Below are 20,021 nucleotides of genomic sequence, written 5' to 3'. Positions count from 1 at the left end.
GGGTCCGCCCAGCCAGCCGCACGGCTCTGTTGCGCGGCTGTGACACTCGCCGGACAGCCCGATGAAACTGGCCCGGCAGGGTTATCCCCATCGAAGAAACGCGGCGGCTTCAAAGCTACGACGCCGAAGACCACGCGGCAGGTTCCACAGACGGGGGCGCGATGATGAACGCACTGCACAGCACCACCACCACCGCAGTTCACAGCGCGCACACCCGCCCGGGGTTCCGCCGCACCGGCGGCCACACCGCGCCCCGCCCGCGCCCGGCGCACATCGCCCCGGTCGGCACCGAGCAGCCCACCGCGGAGCGGGTGCCCGCGCAGGCCGCGGCGCCGCGCACCCCGCAGCACTCCGCCGACGCGGAGGCCGCGTTCACCGCCTACGTGCAGGAGCGCCGGGCCTCGCTCTACGCCACCGCCTACCACCTCACCGGCGACCGCTTCGCCGCCGAGGACCTGCTCCAGAGCGCGCTGTTCTCCACCTACCGCGCCTGGGACCGGATCAGCGACAAGGCGGCCGTCGGCGGCTACCTGCGGCGGACCATGACCAACCTGCACATCAGCGCCTGGCGGCGGCGCAAGCTCAACGAGTACCCGACCGAGGAGCTGCCCGAGACGGTCGGCGACACCGACGAGATGGGCGGCACCGAGCTGCGCGCGGTGCTGTGGCAGGCGCTGGCCCGCCTGCCCGAGCAGCAGCGCACGATGCTGGTGCTGCGCTACTACGAGGGCCGCACCGACCCGGAGATCGCCGACATACTCAACATCAGCGTCGGCACCGTCAAGAGCAGCATCTGGCGCTCGCTGCGCCGTATGCGCGAGGACGAGGCGCTGAGCTTCGGCCGGGACGAGGAGGACGCGTTCGGCGAGCTGGTCGCCTGAGCCCGGGGGTTCCGGGGGCGTACCGCACGGGCAAGGGGGGCGTACGGGGGAGCGGGGCCGGACGGCACGGAGGGGTGCCGTCCGGCCCTCGCGCGTGTTCACCGGCCGCGCGCGGGGCGGCGGCTCACCCGCCGGCGGCCGGTGACGACACCGGCACCGTGGCGGCCGGTGCTGCGCTGCCGAGCCGGGTGATACGGGCCAGGGCCTCGCGCTGGTCGCAGGGCGAGCAGCCGAACCCGACCTGGCGCCCGACGATCGCGCGTTCGGCGCGGAAGAGGTGCCAGCCGCGCCGGACCAGGAAGCGTACGGACTTGCGGCCCTCGCGCAGGTCGCGCACGAAGCGGCGGCGGGCGGTGGTGGCGGGGCTGCCGCGCAGGCAGATCGCGTCGGCGAGCAGCCCGAGCGCGCGGCAGCGCTCGGCGATCTCGGCGGCGAAGATGCCTTCTGCCACGAAGTGGGGCGCCCCGGCGAGGTCCAGCCGGTTCCACCCGCTGATGGCGCTGGCGGAGATGTCGTACCGCGGGGTGTCGGTGCTGCCCTGTTCGCACAGTGCGCTGATCGCGGCGATCGCGGCGTCCGCGTGCCAGGAGTCCGGGGCGTCCCAGTCGACGGCGGTGCCGCCGGGCAGCAGCGGGAGCGTCGGGTCGCCGTCCTCCTTGTAGAAGTCGTCGAGTGCGAGGACGGGCAGCCCGGTGCGGGCGGCGAGCGAGGACTTGCCCGAGCCGGACGGCCCGGCGAGCAGGATCACACGGGAACGGGAAGGTGGACTCACGGACAACCATTCTCCCGCAACCCCGCCCGAGGGACGCCGCGCGGTATGACAACTACCGTCCGCGGTCATTGCGTTACGCTGCGACGGCAAGCCGTTACGTCGACAGGAGCCGTTCCATGCCCTCGCTGCGCACCGCCCTCGTCCTCACGCTGACCGCCGCGGCGGCGGTCGCCGCTCCCGCGGCCGGCGCCGTCGCCGCGGACGCCTCCACCGCGCTGCCCGACCTCCAGCGCACCACGGACGCGCTGCCCACCTCGGGGATCACCTCGGCGGTGCCCACCCAGTCCGTCACCGGCGCCCTCGCCAGCGGGATCGCGCCGGTCCGCGACCTGAAGCTCGACCCGCTGAACAACACCACGGTCGACCCGCTGACGAACGGCGTCGGCTCGCAGATCGCCGACTTCCGACCCGTCTCCACCACGGACGCCACCGCCCCGCTCACCAGCGGCGGCTCGCTCGGCACCCTCCCCCTCGTCGGCCCGCTCACCGGCGTCCTGACGCACTGACGCCGGGGGCTACCGGGCGCCGGTGAGGAGGGCACCGCCGTCGACGGTGAGCACGGTTCCCGTGACGAAGCGGTTGCCCATCAGGTAGAGGTGCGCGGCGGCGATCTCGTCGGCCTCGCCGATGGCCCCGGTGAGCGTCCGGTCGGCGAGGGAGGCGAACAGCGCGGTGCGCTGCGGCTCGGGGACCGGGTCCCACAGCGGCGTGCGGACCGCGCCGGCCCGGACCGCGTTGACGCGCAGCGGGGCGAGTTCGGCGGCCAGCCCGCGCGTAAGGCCCTCCATGGCGGCCGCGGAACCGGCCGCGAGCGCCGCGCCGGGCACCGGGCGGACCGCGACCGTGCCGGAGGTCAGCACGATGGAGCCGCCCGGCCGTATCCGCGGCGCCGCGTGCTTGACCGCGGTGACCGTGCCCCAGAAGCGGACGTCGAGGAGCTTGCGGGCCTCGTCGAGCGGCAGGTCGGCCAGCGGCTGCGGGCGCACCGCGTCCCCCGCGGTGTAGACGAGGTGGTCGAGCCCGCCGACGCGGGCGAAGAGGTCGGCGACGGCGGCCTCGTCGCGGATGTCGACGGCGGCGCCGTCACAGGTGTCCGGCAGTTCCGCGAGCGCCGCGTCGATCCGCGCCTGGCTGCTCGACGCGATCGTCACCGCCGCCCCGGCGGCCGCCGCGGCGCGGGCCGTGGCCAGCCCCATCCCCGAACTGCCGCCGATGACGACGACGCGCTGCCCCGAAAAAGTCCCTGCACCAGACATGGCGGTACTCCTGTGCCTCGAAGATGATGACTCAGTGAGCCGTCAGCGTAGCACCGATGATGTCCCAGCGAGTCGTCACTGTTAGACTGCGGGTATGCCGCGATGGGACCCGCACGCCGAAGACCGGCTGCGCGAGGCAGCGTTGGAGCTGTTCCTCCAGCACGGGTACGAGAACGTCACCGTCACGCAGATCACCGAGCGGGCGGGGCTGACCCGGCGCTCCTTCTCCCGGTACTTCGCGGACAAGCGCGATGTGCTCTTCGCCGAGGACGACCGGCTGCCGGCCGCCCTCGCGGGCGCGGTGCGGGCGGCCGACGAGGCCCTGTCGCCGTTCGCGGCGCTGCTGGCCGGCCTGCTGGACGTCTCGGACGCACTGGCCCGCCAGGCGCCGCTCGCCGTTCAGCGGCGCGCGGTCGTCCAGGCCAGCCCTGAGTTGCAGGAGCGGGGGCGCACCAAGTTCGCCGCCGTGACCGCGGCGGTGGTGGACGCGCTCGAGGACCGGGGCGCGACCGCGTCGCAGGCCGGGCTGCTCGCCCAGGTCGGTGTCGCCGTCTTCCGTACGGCCTTCGACCGCTGGACCGACGATCCGGGCAGCGCCGGACTGGCCGCCCGGATCGAGGAGGCGGCCGCCGAACTCGCCGACGGCCTCGGTTCGGTGGACTTCGCCGCGCTGCCCCGCCCCTGAGTCCTCGGGGCGGGGCAGCGCGGGCGGGCGGATCAGGCGGGGCTGACGCGGTCCAGGACCACCGGCGCGGGCGTGAAGGCGGTGCCGGCCGGGGAGATCGTGAACGCGCCGTCGAGCGCCTCCAGGGCGCCCTGGAACCGCTCGGGGGTGTCGGTGTGCAGGGTGAGCAGCGGGGCGCCCGCGGTGACCTGGTCACCGGGCTTGGCGTGCAGTTCCACGCCGGCCCCCGCCTGGACGGCGTCCTCCTTGCGGGCGCGGCCGGCGCCGAGCCGCCAGGCGGCGACCCCGACGTCGTAGGCGTCGAGCGCGGTGAGCACCCCGGAGGCGGGCGCGGTCAGGACGTGCTGCTCGCGGGCGACGGGCAGGGCCGCGTCCGGGTCGCCGCCCTGCGCCCGGATCATCCGGCGCCAGGCGTCCATCGCGGAGCCGTCGGCGAGCGCCTTCGCCGGGTCGGCGCCGGGCAGCCCGGCGGCGTCCAGCATCTCCCGGGCCAGCGCGAGGGTCAGCTCGACCACGTCGGCGGGGCCGCCGCCGGCCAGCACCTCGACGGACTCGCGCACTTCGAGGGCGTTGCCCGCGGTCAGCCCGAGCGGGGTGGACATGTCGGTGAGCAGCGCCACGGTGCGCACGCCGTGATCGGTGCCCAGGCCGACCATGGTGGCCGCCAGTTCCCGGGCGTCCTCGAGGGTCTTCATGAAGGCGCCGGAGCCGACCTTGACGTCCAGGACGAGCGCCCCGGTGCCCTCGGCGATCTTCTTGGACATGATCGAGGAGGCGATCAGCGGGATCGCCTCGACCGTGCCGGTCACGTCCCGCAGCGCGTAGAGCTTCTTGTCGGCAGGGGCCAGGCCGTCCCCGGCCGCGCAGATCACCGCGCCGACATCCGCGAGCACCGCGAGCATCTCGTCGTTGCCGAGCGAGGCCCGCCAGCCGGGGATGGACTCCAGCTTGTCCAGGGTGCCGCCGGTGTGGCCCAGGCCGCGCCCGGACAGCTGCGGCACGGCCGCGCCGCAGGCGGCGACGAGCGGCGCGAGCGGCAGCGTGATCTTGTCGCCGACCCCGCCGGTGGAGTGCTTGTCGGCGGTGGGCCGGGCCAGCCCGGAGAAGTCCATCCGCTCGCCGGAGGCGATCATCGCGGCGGTCCAGCGGGCGATCTCGGCCCGGTCCATCCCGTTGAGCAGGATCGCCATGGCCAGCGCCGACATCTGCTCGTCGGCGACCTCGCCGCGGGTGTAGGCGTCGATCACCCAGTCGATCTGCTCGTCGCCGAGCCGGCCGCGGTCGCGCTTGGCACGGATGACGGAAATGGCGTCCATGAAACGGTGGTTCCTAGCGGTCGAGGTCTTCGGGCCCGAAGGCGTCGGGCAGCACATCGCTCATCGGCCGCACCCCGCGCGGGGTGTCGACGAGCAGGTCGGGGCCGCCGTGCTCCCACAGCAGCTGGCGGCACCGGCCGCACGGCATCAGCGGGTTGCCGCGCAGGTCGGAGCAGGCGAACGCGACCAGCCGGCCGCCGCCGGAGGCGTGCAGCGCGGAGACGAGCCCGCACTCCGCGCACAGCGCGACCCCGTAGGCGGCGTTCTCCACGTTGCAGCCGACCACGGTCCGGCCGTCGTCGGTGAGGGCGGCCGCGCCGACCGGGAAGCCCGAGTAGGGCGCGTACGCCCGGGTCATCGCCTCCCGGGCGGCGGCGCGCAGCCCCGGCCAGTCCACGTCCGGCCCGGCCGCGGCCACCGGGGCCGGGCCGGCCGCCGGCCGCGGCCCCGTGCCGCCGCCGGCTTGCCGCCCGCCCGGTCCCCCGGTGTCGTCCGTCATCCGCTCTGCCCCTTCCGGTACGGCAGGCCGTCCGCCTTCGGCATCCGCAGCCGCTGCGCCGACAGGCCCATCACCAGCAGCGTCACGACGTACGGCGTGCCCTCCACGATCTCGTCGGGCACCGAGTCGGTCAGCATGTACCAGACTGCCAGCAGCACCGCGAAGCCCAGCGCCACGGCCGCGCCGATCCGCGCGCCGCGGTAGAACTTCCACACCGCCATCGCCAGCAGCAGCACCGCGATCAGCAGCAGCAGGGCGTGCACGGACGGGCCGCCGTTGCGCAGTTGGAGGCTGTCGGCGTAGCCGAAGAGCCCGGCGCCCATGGCCAGGCCGCCCGGCCGCCAGTTGCCGAAGATCATCGCGGCCAGGCCGATGTAGCCGCGGCCGCCGGTCTGCCCTTCGAGGTAGAAGTGCGTGCTCATGGCGAGGAAGACCCCGCCGAGCCCGGCGAGCGCGCCGGAGATGATCACCGCGGCGTACTTGTACGTGTAGACGTTGACGCCCAGCGACTCGGCCGCCACCGGGTTCTCGCCGCAGGAGCGCAGCCGCAGCCCGAACGGGGTGCGCCACAGGATGAAGAAGGTCGCCACGAACAGCACGATCGCCAGCAGCGTGATCGCGGAGATGTCGGTGACCAGGCCGCCGACCATCCCGGCCAGGTCGGAGACGAGGAACCAGTGGTGCTTCTCCACGCTGTCCAGCCAGTGCGACAGGCCCGGCACGGTGAACTGCTTCGCGTTGTCCAACTGCGGCGACTGCTTGGGGGTGCCGCCCTTGCGGGCCGCCTCGCCGACGTTGAACCAGCGCTTGGCGAGGTAGGAGGTGACGCCCGCGGCCAGGATGTTCATCGCCACACCGGCGACGATGTGGTCCACGCCGAAGGTGACGGTGACGATCGCGTGCACCAGGCCGCCCAGCGCGCCGCCGAGCACCCCGGCCAGCACCGCGACCCACGCGTTGGTCTGCCAGCCGGCCCACGCGCCGAAGAACGTGCCGAGGATCATCATGCCCTCGAGGCCGATGTTGACCACGCCGGCCCGCTCCGACCACAGGCCGGCCAGGCCCGCCAGGCCGATCGGCACCGCGCTGGCCAGCGCGCCCGCGACCTGCCCGGAGGAGGTGACGTCCTCCGCGCCGGTGATCGCCCGCACCGCGGAGACCGCGATCAGGGCGCCCGCGATGATCAGCAGGATCACCGGGAGGGTGAGCTTGACCCGCCCGCCCTTCCTGGCCGCGGCACCCAGGCTCGGCGGCGGCGTCTGAGTCGTGGTGGCGCTCATGCCGCGACCTCCTTCTTCTCCGTGCCCTGACCGGCCGCGGCGAGTTCCGCGCCGACCTGGCGCTGCTGCCGGGTGAGGCCGTAGCGGCGCACCAGTTCGTAGGCGACGACCACGGCGAGCACGATCACGCCCTGGATCACACCGACGATCTCCTTGTCGTACCCCTGGAACTCCAGGCCCGCCGAGGAGCGTTCGAGGAACGCCCACAGCAGCGCGCCGACCGCGACGCCGATCGGGTTGTTCCGGCCCAGCAGCGCGACCGCGATGCCGGTGAAGCCGATCCCGGTCGGGAAGTCGGTGCCGTAGTCGTAGGACTGGTTGAGCAGCGTCGGCATGCCGACCAGGCCCGCCATGGCGCCGGAGATCAGCATGCTGGTGATGACCATCCGCTTGACGCTGACCCCGCTCGCCTCGGCCGCGGACTCCGAGCGGCCGACCGCGCGCAGGTCGAAGCCGAAGCGGGTACGGGAGAGCAGGAACCAGTAGACGACGCCGGCCAGCACCGCGAAGACGATGAAGCCGAAGACCGGGTCGGTGGACGTCTTGAAGCTGAACAGGTGGCTGGAGGTCGGGATCGGCTTGGTGGACACCATGTTGGCGTCCTTGTCGAGCACGCCGAGCCGGCCGCCTTGCAGGAAGTAGCCGATCACGATGCCCGCGATCGAGTTCAGCATGATCGTGGAGATGACCTCGCTGACCCCGCGGGTCACCTTCAGCACCCCGGCGATCGCCGCCCATGCCGCGCCGACCGCCATAGCGGTCAGGATGATCACGGGCACCTCGACGACACCCGGGATGGACAGCGCGCCGCCGACCACGGCGGCGAAGAACGCCGCGAGCCGGTACTGGCCGTCCACGCCGATGTTGAACAGGTTCATCCGGAAGCCGACCGCGACGGCCAGGCCCGCCAGGTAGTACGTGGTGGCCTTGTTGAGGATGTAGACCTGGCTGTCGGACTTGCCGCCGTAGGTGAGCATCACGTTGAACGCGTGGAACGGCTCCTTGCCGGTGGCCAGCAGCACCAGCGCGGTGACCACCAGCGCGCTGACCACGGCCAGCACCGGCGCCGCGATCCCCAGCAGGGCGCGGTCCTTGTCGAACTTCCTCATCGGTCCTCTCCCCCGGCCTGCTTGCCGATCTGCCGTTCGAGGTGCCCGGACGCGGCGCCGGTCATCGCCGAGCCCAGCTGCTCCGGGGTGATCGTCGACGGGTCGGCGTCCGCGACCAGCCCGCCCCGGAACATCACCCGCAGCGTGTCGGACAGGCCGATCAGCTCGTCCAGGTCCGCGGAGATCAGCAGCACCGCCAGGCCCTCGCGGCGCGCGGCCCGGATCTGGTCCCAGATCTGCGCCTGCGCGCCGACGTCCACGCCCCGGGTCGGGTGCGCGGCGATCAGCAGCTTCGGCAGGTGGCTCATCTCGCGGCCGACGATCAGCTTCTGCTGGTTGCCGCCGGACAGCGACGCGGCGGTGACCTCGATGCCGGGGGTGCGCACGTCGTACTCGCGGACGATCCGCTCGGTGTCGCGGCGGGCGGCGGCCGGGTCGATCAGGAAGCCGCGGCTGTTGGGCTGCTCGGTGACGTGGCCGAGGATGCGGTTCTCCCACAGCGGCGCCTCCAGCAGCAGGGCGTGCCGGTGCCGGTCCTCGGGGATGTAGCCGATGCCGTCCTCGCGGCGGCGCCGGGTGGGGTCGGCGGTGATGTCCCGGCCGTCCAGGCTCAGCGAGCCGCTGTCCGGCGGGCGGGTGCCGATGATCGCCTCGACCAGTTCGGCCTGGCCGTTGCCCTCCACGCCCGCGATGCCGAGGACCTCGCCCTTGTGGATGGTGAAGGACACGTCGTCCAGCACGATCCGCTCGACGCCCTCCGGGTCCACCGCGGCCAGCCGCAGCCCGGTGACGGTGAGCATCGGCTCGTCGGTGACGGTGGACTCGCGGGTCTCCGGCGACGGGAGTTCGCTGCCGACCATCAGCTCGGCGAGCTGCTTGGCGGTGGTGTGCGCGGGGTCCGCGCTGCCCACGGTGGTGCCGCGCCGGATGACGGTGATGTCGTCGGCGACCGAGAGCACCTCGCCGAGCTTGTGCGAGATGAAGATGACCGTCAGGCCCTGGGACTTCAGCCCGCGCAGGTTCTCGAAGAGCGCGTCGACCTCCTGCGGCACCAGGACCGCGGTGGGCTCGTCGAGGATGAGGATGCGGGCGCCGCGGTAGAGGACCTTGAGGATCTCCACCCGCTGGCGGTCGGCCACGCCCAGGTCCTCCACGAGGACGTCGGGCCGCACCCCGAGGCCGTACGCGTCGGATATCTCGACGATCTTCGCCCGGGCCCGGCCGCCGATGCCGTGCAGCTTCTCGCTGCCCAGCACGATGTTCTCCAGCACGGTCAGGTTGTCGGCGAGCATGAAGTGCTGGTGCACCATGCCGATGCCGCGGGCGATCGCGTCGCCCGGGTCGCCGAAGGAGACCTGCTCGCCGTCGATCGCGATGGTGCCCTCGTCCGGCTTCTGCATGCCGTAGAGGATCTTCATCAGAGTCGACTTGCCGGCGCCGTTCTCGCCCACGAGGGCGTGCACGGTGCCGCGCCGCACGGTGATGTCGATGTCGTGGTTGGCGACGACCCCGGGGAAGCGCTTGGTGATGCCGCGCAGTTCGACCGCTGCCGCGCTGCCGGGTTGCGGCGGTTGCGGCGGGGTCGGCGCGGGTGGACTCGTGGACGCGTTGATGGCGCACTCCCCTCGGGGAAAGGCTCGGGCGGGCGGAACGTGGGGGTGAAGGTATCGCGCGAAGGTGAATCTACGCGCGTTGCGGTGCCGATTCACCGTGCGGGACCCGGCAGTGGGCGCCCCGGTGCGGACACAGGCGCGCAAATCCACCCGGTCCCGCGGGCCGCGGCACGGGGAAGGCCCGGCGAAGGGGGTGCCGGAGCAGCCCCCCTGCCGAGCCTCCGTGGTGCGGTCGTGCGGTCCCGCCGTGCGCTACCGGTTCACCCGGTGCGGGTCACGGAGTGGACTTGACCTTGATCGCCCCCGAGATGATCTTCTGCTTGGCCGCGTCGAGCTGCGACTGGATGTCGCTGATGAAGCCGCCCGAAGTCGCCAGCGAGACACCGCCGTTGGCCAGGTCGTACGTGTTGGTGCCGGTCTTCGGCTTGCCGTCATGCACCGACTTGATCAGGTCGTAGACGGCCACGTCGACGTTCTTCACCGCCGAGGTGAGGATCTGCTTGTTGTACTTCGCCAGCGCCGGGTCCTGGTACTGGTCGGAGTCGACACCGATCGCCCAGGCGCCCGCCTTGCCGGCGACCGTCTGGATCGAGCCGTCGCCGGACAGGCCCGCCGCGGTGTAGATGACGTCGACGCCCTTGTCGAGCATGCCCTTGGCCTTGCCGGTGGCGGCGGCCGGGTCGGCGAAGCCCTTGGAGTCGGTCTCGTACAGGTACTGGTCGGTGATCTGGACGGAGGGCTTGGTGGCCTTGACGCCCTGGTCGAAGCCGGCCTGGAAGGTGCCGATCAGCGTGTTGTGCACACCGCCGATGAAGCCGACCTTGCCGGTCTTGGTCTTCAGCGCGGCGGCGACGCCCGCCAGGTACGAGCTCTGCTCGGTGGCGAAGGTCATGCTGTCGACGTTGCTCGCGTCCACCACGGAGTCGACGATGGCGAAGGTGGTCTTGGGGTACTTCTTGGCTATCGCCTTGACCGCGTCACCGTAGGTGTAGCCCACCGCGATCACCGGGTTGTAGCCTGCTCCGGCAAGCTGGTCCAGCCGCTCCTCGCGGTCGGACTCGGTCTCGTCCTGGCTGGCGGTCTGCTCCTTCTCGCCGAGCTTGAACTCCTTCGTGGCCTTGTCCATGCCGCGGGCCGCGGAGTCGTTGAAGGAGTGGTCGCCACGACCGCCGACGTCGTACGCCATACCGACGCCCTTGTCCTTGCCACCGCTGTCGGTGGAGCTGCTGCCGCACGCGGTCGCGGTCAGCGCGAGGGCCGCGGAGGCGACACCCGCGGCAGCGATCTTGGATACCCGGCGCAAGAGGGTCCCCTTCAGTTCGAAAGCGCCCCGTCCGGCGCTGGCTAAGCCGGAGCTTAACGCGCGTAGATGACAGGTAAAGACCGCATGAAGACCCGTTATCGGATCGACGCATTTCGACCTGGTGAAGCCCCGGTAGCCGGGGCTTCACCCCCAGTCAGGACAGCAGCGCAGCGGCGGTGAAGAGCTCCACGCCGACCGCGATCGCGCCCTCGTCGATGTCGAAGTCGCCCTGGTGCAGATCGCGTGCGGTGCGGTCGCCGACCGGCCGCACCCCCAGCCGCGCCAGCGCGCCCGGCACCTGCTCCAGGTACCAGGAGAAGTCCTCGCCGCCGAGGCTCTGTTCGGTGTCCTCCACGGTGTGCGCGCCGAACCGGCGCGTCATCGCCTCGCGCAGCAGTTCCACCGACTCCGCCTCGTTGACCACCGGCGGCACCCCGCGCTGGTAGGCGATCTCGCACTTGGCCCGGTACATCGCGGCGATCTGGTCGACCACCTCGTGCACCAGGTCCGGGGCGTCGTGCCAGGCGCCCAGCTCCAGGCAGCGGACGGTGCCCTCGAGTTCGGCGTGCTGCGGGATGACGTTCGCCGCGTGCCCGGCCTCCATCCGGCCCCACACGATGCTCAGCCCCGCGCGCGGGTCCACCCGGCGGGACAGCGCGGCCGGCACCTCGGCGGCGAGCTTCGCCGCGGCCATCACCAGGTCCGTGGTCAGGTGCGGCCGCGCGCTGTGGCCGCCGGGGCCGTCCAGCACCAGCTTCAGCCGGTCCGCGGCCGAGGTGATCGGGCCGACCCGCAGGCCGATCCGGCCGACCTCCACCTTCGGGTCGCAGTGCAGCGCGAGGATGCGCTCGACACCGTCGAGCACGTCCGCCTTGATCGCGTCCAGCGCGCCGCCCGGCATCACCTCCTCGGCCGGCTGGAACAGCAGCCGCACCGGGCGCGGCAGCCGGCCGAGCCGGTCCAGCTCGGCGAGTACCAGCCCCGCGCCGAGCACCACCGTGGTGTGCGCGTCATGGCCGCAGGCGTGGGCCTGGCCCTCCACGGTCGAGCGGTACGGGACGTCCTTGCGGTCCGGCACCGGCAGCGCGTCGAGGTCGGCGCGCAGCGCGAGCCGGCCCCGCCCGTCGTCGGCCGAGCCGATGTCGCAGACCAGGCCGGTGCCGGACGGCAGCACGCGCGGCTCCAGCCCGGCCTGCGCCAGGCGGGCCCTGACCTGTTCGGTGGTGCGGAACTCCTGCCGGCTGACCTCGGGGTGGCGGTGCAGGTCGCGACGGAAAGCGATCAGTTCGGCGCGCAGCTCGTCGCTCACTGCGGCGTCTTCCGGCGCGCCGGACGGCGCTGAGGGTGAGTCATTCACCCAAGTCACGGTATGCCCCACGACCTGCTCCTCATCGGGTGATCAGAAAAACGATGTCCTGTTGTGCTCACGGGGAGGAGAAAGAATCGCCCGATCGGCGCATACCTGGTCATCCTCTGGGGTATGCCCTCCCTTTTGGGGCTAGGCCACCAACACTTCCATACTCCCGCACCCCCGTCCCAGAAGCGAGCCAACGCGCTCCCCGCGCGGGCCGGCACCTACTCGTCGACGGTGCAGGGGCCAGGGCCCAGCCGGTGGGGAGGCGGCGTCTCCGGCGCGCTGTGTCCGGGATGGAGCCGGCCGCGCTTGGTGCGTCGCTGATCAACCCGCTGCGATGTCGGCCTCGATCGCGTCGACGACATCCCTCAACTGGGAGCGGGCCGTGATGCCCAACTTGGGGAAGGCGCGGTAGAGGTGCGAGCCGACCGTTCGGGGGGACAGGAACAGCTTCTCCGCAACCTCACGGTTGGTCAGGCCGGTTGCCGCCAGCCGCACGATCTGCTGCTGCTGGGGCGTGAGCGCGGTGAAGGCGTTCGGCTCGGTTGTGCTCGTCTGTGCTCCCGCTGCCCGTAGTTCAGCCTGCGCGCGCGCCGTCCAGGGCCGGGCCCCCAGCCGCCGGAAGGTCGCTTCGGCCTCGGCCAGCGACGGGCGCGCCTCTGCGATACGGCGCCGCCGGCGCAGCCACTCCCCGTGCGCGAGCAGCGCCTGAGCCCGCTCCATTGGCCTGCGGCCGAGCACCGGGTCCGTCAGTGCCCGGGTGAAGTACGGCTCGGCCTCGTCGGGCGTGGAGAGGATGGCCCGGCTCAGCTGGACCAGGACCGCCCTGCGCGGCGCGAGATTGCCCGCGCTCTTCAAAGAGCGCTCGGCTGCGTCCACGGCGAGGGTGGCCTCGTCGTTCCTGCCGCAGCGGGCCGCGGCCGACGCGAGTTGGGGCAGGGCCGGGTAGGAGAGGTGGTAGTGGGTGGGATGGCCGTGGCCGTCGAAAAGGGCGCGGTAGTGCTGGTACGCCGTCTCGTGGTCGCCTTCCGCGGTGGCGGCGGTGCCCAGTGCACGGTGGGCGAGAACCATGATCCCACGGCTCTCCGCGGGGTCGACGAGTTCCAGGGCGTACCGGGCCTGGTCGCGGGCTCCGGCCAGGTCGCCACGCAGCGCGCGCACCATGGCGTCGGTGGCCGCGGAGCATGCGGCGGCGTGGTCCAGGCCCGCGGCGGACGCGACGGCCGCGAGTTCGGCGCAGGCCGTCTGCGCGCGGGCCCAGCGGCCTTGGTCGAGGTAGGCGAGGGCGGCAGTACCGCTCAGGCCGTTGGGGACCGGTCCCTTGGAGGCCCAGGACGCGAATGCGGTGTCGAAGGTTCCTGCGGCCAGGTCCGTCTCGTCGATCAGCCACGCGGCGATGGCCAGCAGGGTGAGAAGGTCAGGCTGATCGCTCACGGCCTTGACCAGGGTGGGCAGCCGCGACGGGAGACCGGGTTCGGCGGCCTCGGGACGCGCGACGGTCCTGGCCCAATCGGCGAGCAAGGTCCCCTGATCGGGGAGCGTGAGGCCATCGGGCTGCGTGGACGCCGATGCGACGGAGGCGTCGGCGTGCGTCAACAACCCTTCGATTTCCCGCAGTTGGCTCGGGTCGGACGAGTAGAAACCGACTACGGATGCCGCGGCCACGGCCTCCACAGCGGCGGCGGGGGCGGTGTCCAGGAGCATCCGGGCCGGGCGTATGAGCTGCCCGAACGCGGCGCTGTGCGAGGTGGTCATGGCCATGAGTCGTCCGACCTGCACGGCGGCGAGCGCCGCGGCCGTCGGGTCGTCCGTGTCGGCGCGGGTCCGCGCAGCCAGTCGTTCGACGGTGCTCAGCTTGCCGGTCAGGACCGCCGTACGGGCGGCGGTGACGAGCAACCGGGCGCGCTCGGCCTGGACGGGGTGCAGTTGCGCGGCGCGCTCCAGCAGGTGCGTGGCGGCGGAGTATCCGCTGCGGCGCCGCGCGCGGTCGGCGCTGTTCTCGAGCTCGGTGGCCACCCGCGCGCTCGGCCCGGTCGTGGCGGCTGCGAGGTGCCAGGCGTATCGGTCGGGGTCGCGCTCGCGGTACAGCCCGGCCAGTTCCAGGTGGGCGGTGCGGCGCTCGTCGGCGGGGGCGGCCTGGTGGACGGCGAGGCGCACCAGTGCGTGGGCCGCGACCAGCCGTCCCCCGGACCGGCGCACGAGCCCGGCCTTCTCGGCGGGGGCCCACACCGGATCTCCGCTGCCCGGGAGCCACGACAGCAGTGGCTGCGGCGGATCGTCGGCGTCCGCCGTTGCCAGGCGTACGATCGCGCGCCTTGTCGCGTCGGGCAGGGCCGCCAGCCGTTTCGCGTAGACGAGCTCCAGCCGGTCGGTGACCGGCAGGGGGCCGTCGGCGTCGCTCAGAGGGTACGGGCGCTCCGCGGCGGCGCGCGTAAGCTCCACCAGCGCCAGCGGGTTGCCCTCCCCTTGATCGAGGATCCGCTCGCGGGTGGCCGGATCGGTCTCCTCCGGCAGCCCGGCGAGCAGCAGCCGCGCCGCGTCCCGGTCCAGGGGAGGCAGGTCGATGGCCTGCTGCCACGGCACGAGTTCTGGCAGGACACCGTCGTGGGTGGCCAGCACCATCGTCACGGGCTCGTCGGCCAGGCGCCGGGCAGCGAAGGAGAGGGCGTCGAGCGAGGCGCCGTCGGTCCACTGGGCGTCGTCCATCACCAGCAGTACCGGGTGGTCGGCGGCGAGATCCGACAGCAGGGTGAGCACGCCCATGCCGATGAGCATCGGGTCAGGCGCCTCGTTCCGCTCGCCCAGTCCGAACGCGGTGCGCAGCGCGTCGCGCTGTCTGGGGGGCAGCCCGTCGATGCCCTCGCGGACCGGCCGCAGCAACTGATGCAGGGCGGAGAACGCCAGGTCGGCCTCGGACGGGACGCCGGCGGCGCGCAGCACCCGCCCGCCTGACGCCCCGAATCGCCCGGCGGCCCGAGTGACCAGGGTGGTCTTGCCCGCTCCGGGCGCCCCGATGATGACCAGTACCCCGCCCGTGCCGCGCGCCGCGTCCACAACGGCGAGGATTTCGTCCTGCTCCGCCTGCCTGACGGCCGAGGACTCCGTGTGGGGCGCGTCGTCCTGTTCGGTGGCTCCCGTGGCGTGCTCATCCACCAGATCTCCAGACGTCGCGGGCGCGGTGCGGGGCCGTGGCCCGGTGGATGGCGTCCGGCCTGCTCCATCGACGTTACCAGGCGTTTTCCACCGCGACGGGGGCTGCGGGCGCAGGTGCAGTCAGGTGTGCGATACCGCCGGCACCGGTGCCCGTCCCAGGCTGGGACCCGTCCGAACAGACGTAGGAGAAAGCCATGTCCCTCACCTCTCCCGCCCCCTCCGCCACCGCGAACGGGCAGGGTGCCGCTGCGAACGGCGCCCTCGAACCGACGGTCAGCACCATCGAGCTCGGTGATGTGCAGATCCACCGCGTCATCGAGTTCTCCGACACGACACCGATGACGACGGACGTCTTCTTCCCCAACAGCGAGCCCGAGGAGTGGAAGCTCCACACCGAACTGCTGGCGCCCCACCACTGGGACCCGGCCACCGACCTCACCCGCGCCGCCACCCAGTCCTGGGTGCTGCGCAGCGAGGGCAGGATCATCCTCATCGACACGGGCGCCGGCAACGACAAGTACCGGCCACTGCAGCCGATCTGGTCCTATCTGCGCACCGACTACCTGGCCAATCTCGCCGCGGTCGGCATCCGGCCCGAGGACGTCGACATCGTCGTCAACACCCATCTCCATGATGACCACGTCGGCTGGAACACCCGCTTGGAGGGCAGGGACTGGGTGCCCACCTTCCCGAACGCCACCTACCTCATGCCGCAGCGCGACTTCGAGTACTGGAAGCCCGAGAACCTGCACAACACGGTGTTCGGGCGGGGCAACCAGAACGTCTACGAGGACAGCATCGACCCGGTCGTCGAGGCCGGCCTGGTAGAGGTCTGGGACGAGTCGTACACCATCGACGCCAACCTCCGCCTCGAGCTGGCCCCCGGGCACACCCCCGGCGCGTCGATCATCCACCTGGAGTCCGCGGGAGACCGCGCCGTCTTCGCCGGTGACCTGCTGCACGGCGCGATCCAGGTGCACGAGCCCCACATCAACAGCTGCTTCGAGGAGGACGAGGACGGCGCCCGCGCGAGCCGAGCGCGGATGTTCGCCCACGCCGCCGACAACAACGCCCTCGTTCTGCCGGCCCACCTGCCAGGCCACGGCGCCTTCGAACTGCGTCGGCGCGGTTCCGGCTTCGAACTCACCAACTGGGCGCCCTTCTCCCGGACCTGACCACGACGCCCGACCTGCGTACGACGACGGCGCGGGGCTGTGGGAAGGCGCCTGGTTCCAGGGCCGCAACCAGCGGGACGGCAACCAATGGGCCAGCCGATCACAGGTGCAGAAGGCCGAGCCCGGAACCGCGTTCGCCTACACGGTCCTCGGCTCGGTGCCCGTGCCCATCGTCCGCTGGGGCTCCCTTCGCCCGCACACCCGCAGGGCCAAGCCCGCAGAAGGACACGAGAGATGAGCCACCGCCCCGATCCCGTCGTCACCACAACACAGGGGGCCATCCGCGGTCTGCACCTACACGACGGCATCGCCGCATTCCTGAACATCCCCTACGCCGCTCCTCCCCACGGCGGCGGCAGGTTCGCACCGCCCGAGCCGCACACGTCGTGGAACGGCGTGCGGGACGCCCGCATGCCGGGCCCCAACGCACCGCAGTCCGAGCGCAAGCTCGGCAGCATCGACATGTCCCCGTACTTCGGAACCGGTTGGAGCCGCGGCGAGGACTACCTCACCGTCAACGTCTGGACGCCCGCTGTCATGCACGGCGGCCTTCCCGTGATGGTGTTCGTCCACGGTGGCGGCTTCGTCGCCGGCTCGACACGGTCCGCCTTGTACGACGGAAGCGCCTTCGCCCGCGACGGCGTCGTGCTTGTCACACTCAACTACCGGCTCGGCATCGCCGGTTTCCTCGACCTGCCCGAGGCGCCCGCCAACCGCGGCCTGCTGGACGTCGTCGCCGCGCTGCACTGGGTGAACGAGAACATCGCCGCGTTCGGCGGTGCTCCGGACAACGTCACGCTCTTCGGCCAGTCAGCCGGGGCGACCATGGTCGGCGGCGTCCTCGCCGCCCCCGAGGCGGCAGGGCTCTTCCGCAGGGCGATCGTGCAGAGCGGCAGCGGCCTGGGAGCCTTCACCACCGAACAGGCCGCCCGCGTCACCGCCGCTGCCGCCGAGGCCCTCGGCATCAAGCCGCACGTGGACGCCTTCGCGGAGATCCCGGACGAGCGTCTGGTGGCCGCCGCCGCCAAGCTCGCCGGGATCGCATTGGAAACCGCCACCCACCGCGACCCGATGATCGGCCTCACGCCCTTCGGTCTGGTCCTGGACACCCAGCCCGCCGTATCCGTCGCTGCCGGACAATCGTCCGACGTCGACCTGCTCGTCGGGACCAACGCCGAAGAAGGCCGCCTCTACCTGGTCCCCGTGGACAGGTTCTCCTCCTCGACCGCCAAGGATCTGGAGGAGACGGCGGCGCGCTCGCACCCGAACCCGGCCCGGCTCATCGAGACGTACCGCACGACGCGTCCCGACGCGTCCTACGGCGAGCTGCGCTCAGCCATCATGGGCGACGCCTTGTTCGGCGTGGGCAGCCGGGCCCTGGCCGATGCCCATGCTGGTCGGGCCGGGTCCGCCACCTTCGCCTACGAGTTCGCCTGGCGCTCGCACGCCCTGGACGGAGAGTTCGGCGCCACGCACGCGGTCGAGTTGCCCTTCGTCTTCGATCTCACGCACCTGCCCCGACTGCACGGCCCCGCCGCCCTCCTCGGCCCGGACCGGCCCCCGGCGGATCTCGCGGCAGACGTACACCGAACGTGGGTCCGGTTCGCCAGGACCGGTGGCCCCGGCTGGGACCCCTACGACACCGAGCGCAGGGCCACGATGCGCATCGATGCCGAGTGGACCCGAGTCGACGACCCCACGGCCGCGAACGACAGGCGTGGAGCTGATGTGTGTGCCCCAGAGCGCGTTTGAGCAGTTCAGTGGGCTTGGCGTAGGGGTTCGGGGCCGGGCCGGGCGGCGGGTCGTCCACGGACGGTCCCGGGTAGGTCAAGACGTGGCAACCCGGGGGGACCGCTCACGGCCTCCCCAGGCGATACACCCCACCGCCGCCACACACAGCGCACCCCCGGTGACGAGGGCGGCCGTGCCCGACCAGGCGCCGGCGACCAGTCCGCCCCGCATGTTCCCGAGGTCGGGCCCGGCCTGCCCGACGATCTGCTCGGCCGCACCGACCCGTCCGAGCAGGGCGTCCGGCGTGTGGAGCCGTACGACCGTCCCGCGGGAGACCACCGCCACGGTGTCGGCCGCACCGGCGACCACGAGGCAGCCGAGCGCCGCCCAGGGGCGCGTCGCGAGCCCGAAGCCCATCAGCGCGACCCCCCACAGCGCGGACCCGCAGAACATGACGGCCCCGGGCCGTGCCCGCCGGGTGAACGCCCCGGACAGCACCGACGCCGCGATCCCGCCGACCGCGATCGCGGTGAGGAACAACCCGAGGGTGCGCGGACTCCCGCCGAACCGTTCGGCGTTGACCAGCGGGAAGAGGCTGATCGGCATGGACAGCACGGTGGCGGCCAGATCCGTGAGCAGGGCCGCCCGGACCACCGGGGTGCGGGCGAGGAACGCCAGGCCGTCGGCGATTCCGCGCAGCCCGGGCCGGGCCGGGGCACCGGCGCCCGCGGCCGTACCCCGGGGCGAGGGAGGCAGGCCGTACAGCCCGTACAGCCCGGCGGCGAAGGAGACCGCGTCGACCAGGTAGCACCCGCCGACGCCCCACACCCCGATCACCAGGCCGCCGAGGGCGGGCCCGACCAGCATCTGCGCCTGGAAGGCGACCCGGTTGAGCGCGAGCCCGGCGGCGAGCGACTCCTTGGGCAGCAGTTGCGGCAGGAACGCCCCCGCGGCGGGCCCGGAGAACGCGCCGAAGGACGACTGCACGGCGAGCAGCCCGAGGACGGCGGCCACCGGGGCGGGCCCGGCGAGCCCCTGGACGGCGAGCAGCGCCGAGCACACCGCCTGGCCGGCGGCCGCCAGCAGGCACAGCCGCCGCCGGTCCACCCGGTCCGCCACCGACCCGGCCCACAGCCCGAGCACGACCACCGGCAGTGCCTGCGCCAGCCCGACCGCGCCGCTCCACACGGTGCTACCGGTGGTCTGCCACACCTGGTACATGACGGCGACGAGCGTCATCTGCCCGCCGAAGCCGGAGACCGCCCGCCCGGTCCACAGCCGCCGGAAGACCGGGGAGGCACGCAGCGGCGCGGTGTCGACCAGTAAGTGCCTCACTGCCATTCCGGGTCCTGTGCGAGCTGCGCGGCGATCCGGTCGTGGAAGCTGCGGCGGGCCAGCGCGGCGCGCATGTCCTCGACCACGCGGCTGAGCGGGTACGGCAGTTCCGCCTCCAGCTCGGCGCTCGCCCGCTCGGTGGCCCGCCACTCCGCCGCCAGCCGGCCCGTCAGGCGCTTGGCCTTCGCGGTCAGCGTCACCTTCTTCGTCCGCGCGTCCGCGCCCGGCACGGTCCGCACCAGCCCGGCCGTCCGCATCGCCGCGACCTTCTGGCTGACCGCGGAGTGCGTCAGGCCCACGGACGCGGCGAGTTCGGTGATCGTCATGGGGCCGCGCGCGTGCAGCCGCAGCAGCTCCCCCACGTGCGTGGGCCTGATCTCGCCGAGCGCCGCCGCCGCGTAGATCCGCGCGATGTCGTCGTCCATCTCGCGCATCAGCACCCACAGCGGCCGCCACAGCCCCTCCTCGCTGGGGTCGCTTCCCGCCGCGCTCCCGGGCACCTGCTCCTTGCCGTCCATTCCACGAATGTAACAGCACTTATATAAGCACTGTCAAAGAG

General features: G+C 72.6%; 16 protein-coding genes and 1 pseudogene. 5 read left to right on the top strand and 12 right to left on the bottom strand.

Translation table 11 applies throughout. From position 1 onward, the window contains the following. Positions 1-164: 164 nt before the first annotated feature. Positions 165-881, top strand: a complete 717-nt coding sequence (locus tag AC3ERT_RS04095; RefSeq protein ID WP_335981826.1) for a SigE family RNA polymerase sigma factor — start codon at positions 165-167, stop codon at positions 879-881. Between the two features lie 124 nt (positions 882-1,005). On the opposite strand, the gene AC3ERT_RS04090 is transcribed toward AC3ERT_RS04095, so the two are convergent. Beyond that, positions 1,006-1,629 carry an ATP-binding protein gene (locus tag AC3ERT_RS04090; protein WP_435172704.1) on the bottom strand — a complete coding sequence of 208 codons (624 nt, stop codon included), beginning with the start codon at positions 1,627-1,629 and terminating at the stop codon, positions 1,006-1,008. A gap of 140 nt (positions 1,630-1,769) precedes the next feature. On the opposite strand from AC3ERT_RS04090, the gene AC3ERT_RS04085 reads away from it, so the two are divergent. Next, positions 1,770-2,159: a hypothetical protein gene (locus tag AC3ERT_RS04085; RefSeq protein ID WP_335981748.1), complete on the top strand. Its 390-nt coding sequence runs from the start codon at positions 1,770-1,772 to the stop codon at positions 2,157-2,159. Between the two features lie 9 nt (positions 2,160-2,168). Here AC3ERT_RS04085 and AC3ERT_RS04080 read toward each other — a convergent pair whose 3' ends face one another. After that, a complete protein-coding gene (locus AC3ERT_RS04080; RefSeq protein ID WP_435172703.1) occupies positions 2,169-2,909 on the bottom strand; it encodes an SDR family oxidoreductase in 741 nt (246 codons plus the stop codon). Between the two features lie 94 nt (positions 2,910-3,003). Between AC3ERT_RS04080 and AC3ERT_RS04075 the strand changes: the two genes are divergently transcribed. After that, positions 3,004-3,594, top strand: coding sequence for a TetR/AcrR family transcriptional regulator (locus tag AC3ERT_RS04075; RefSeq protein WP_435124868.1), 591 nt, complete (start codon positions 3,004-3,006; stop codon positions 3,592-3,594). Positions 3,595-3,626: 32 nt separating this feature from the next. Here AC3ERT_RS04075 and AC3ERT_RS04070 read toward each other — a convergent pair whose 3' ends face one another. From AC3ERT_RS04070 to AC3ERT_RS04035, 8 genes are all read right to left on the bottom strand, one after another. Beyond that, a complete protein-coding gene (locus tag AC3ERT_RS04070; protein WP_435172702.1) occupies positions 3,627-4,910 on the bottom strand; it encodes a thymidine phosphorylase in 1,284 nt (427 codons plus the stop codon). 13 nt (positions 4,911-4,923) lie between these two features. Next, positions 4,924-5,409, bottom strand: coding sequence for a cytidine deaminase (locus AC3ERT_RS04065; protein ID WP_335981756.1), 486 nt, complete (start codon positions 5,407-5,409; stop codon positions 4,924-4,926). Beyond that, on the bottom strand, positions 5,406-6,689 hold the full coding sequence (locus AC3ERT_RS04060; RefSeq protein WP_435124873.1) for an ABC transporter permease: 1,284 nt from the start codon (positions 6,687-6,689) through the stop codon (positions 5,406-5,408). Before AC3ERT_RS04060 ends, AC3ERT_RS04065 begins: the two co-directional genes overlap by 4 nt. Next, positions 6,686-7,798 (bottom strand): ABC transporter permease, encoded by a 1,113-nt coding sequence (locus tag AC3ERT_RS04055; protein ID WP_335981759.1) that lies wholly within the window; start codon positions 7,796-7,798, stop codon positions 6,686-6,688. Before AC3ERT_RS04055 ends, AC3ERT_RS04060 begins: the two co-directional genes overlap by 4 nt. Then, positions 7,795-9,411: an ABC transporter ATP-binding protein gene (locus AC3ERT_RS04050; protein WP_435125570.1), complete on the bottom strand. Its 1,617-nt coding sequence runs from the start codon at positions 9,409-9,411 to the stop codon at positions 7,795-7,797. Before AC3ERT_RS04050 ends, AC3ERT_RS04055 begins: the two co-directional genes overlap by 4 nt. Positions 9,412-9,685: 274 nt before the next feature. Continuing rightward, entirely contained in the window at positions 9,686-10,714 is a 1,029-nt protein-coding gene (locus tag AC3ERT_RS04045; RefSeq protein WP_435124879.1) for a BMP family lipoprotein, read from the bottom strand. 154 nt (positions 10,715-10,868) lie between these two features. Beyond that, positions 10,869-12,071 (bottom strand): M20 family metallopeptidase, encoded by a 1,203-nt coding sequence (locus AC3ERT_RS04040; RefSeq protein ID WP_435124881.1) that lies wholly within the window; start codon positions 12,069-12,071, stop codon positions 10,869-10,871. Positions 12,072-12,392: 321 nt separating this feature from the next. Beyond that, positions 12,393-15,221, bottom strand: coding sequence for a helix-turn-helix transcriptional regulator (locus tag AC3ERT_RS04035; protein ID WP_435172701.1), 2,829 nt, complete (start codon positions 15,219-15,221; stop codon positions 12,393-12,395). Between the two features lie 194 nt (positions 15,222-15,415). On the opposite strand from AC3ERT_RS04035, the gene AC3ERT_RS04030 reads away from it, so the two are divergent. Both AC3ERT_RS04030 and AC3ERT_RS04025 read left to right on the top strand, forming a co-directional pair. Next, positions 15,416-16,396, top strand: a complete 981-nt coding sequence (locus AC3ERT_RS04030; protein ID WP_335981766.1) for an MBL fold metallo-hydrolase — start codon at positions 15,416-15,418, stop codon at positions 16,394-16,396. Positions 16,397-16,630: 234 nt separating this feature from the next. Further along, positions 16,631-18,123 (top strand): annotated as a pseudogene (locus AC3ERT_RS04025) (carboxylesterase/lipase family protein). A gap of 100 nt (positions 18,124-18,223) precedes the next feature. On the opposite strand, the gene AC3ERT_RS04020 reads toward AC3ERT_RS04025, so the two are convergent. Together AC3ERT_RS04020 and AC3ERT_RS04015 are read right to left on the bottom strand one after the other, a co-directional pair. Beyond that, positions 18,224-19,468 (bottom strand): MFS transporter, encoded by a 1,245-nt coding sequence (locus tag AC3ERT_RS04020; protein ID WP_435172698.1) that lies wholly within the window; start codon positions 19,466-19,468, stop codon positions 18,224-18,226. Then, positions 19,459-19,980 (bottom strand): MarR family winged helix-turn-helix transcriptional regulator, encoded by a 522-nt coding sequence (locus AC3ERT_RS04015; RefSeq protein ID WP_435124893.1) that lies wholly within the window; start codon positions 19,978-19,980, stop codon positions 19,459-19,461. The genes AC3ERT_RS04020 and AC3ERT_RS04015 overlap by 10 nt, the downstream gene beginning before the upstream one ends. Between the last annotated feature and the right edge of the window lie 41 nt (positions 19,981-20,021).

Source organism: Actinacidiphila sp. bgisy145, assembly GCF_057708125.1.
Note: the sequence above shows the minus strand (reverse complement) of the source record. Positions and strands in the feature narration are given on the sequence as shown.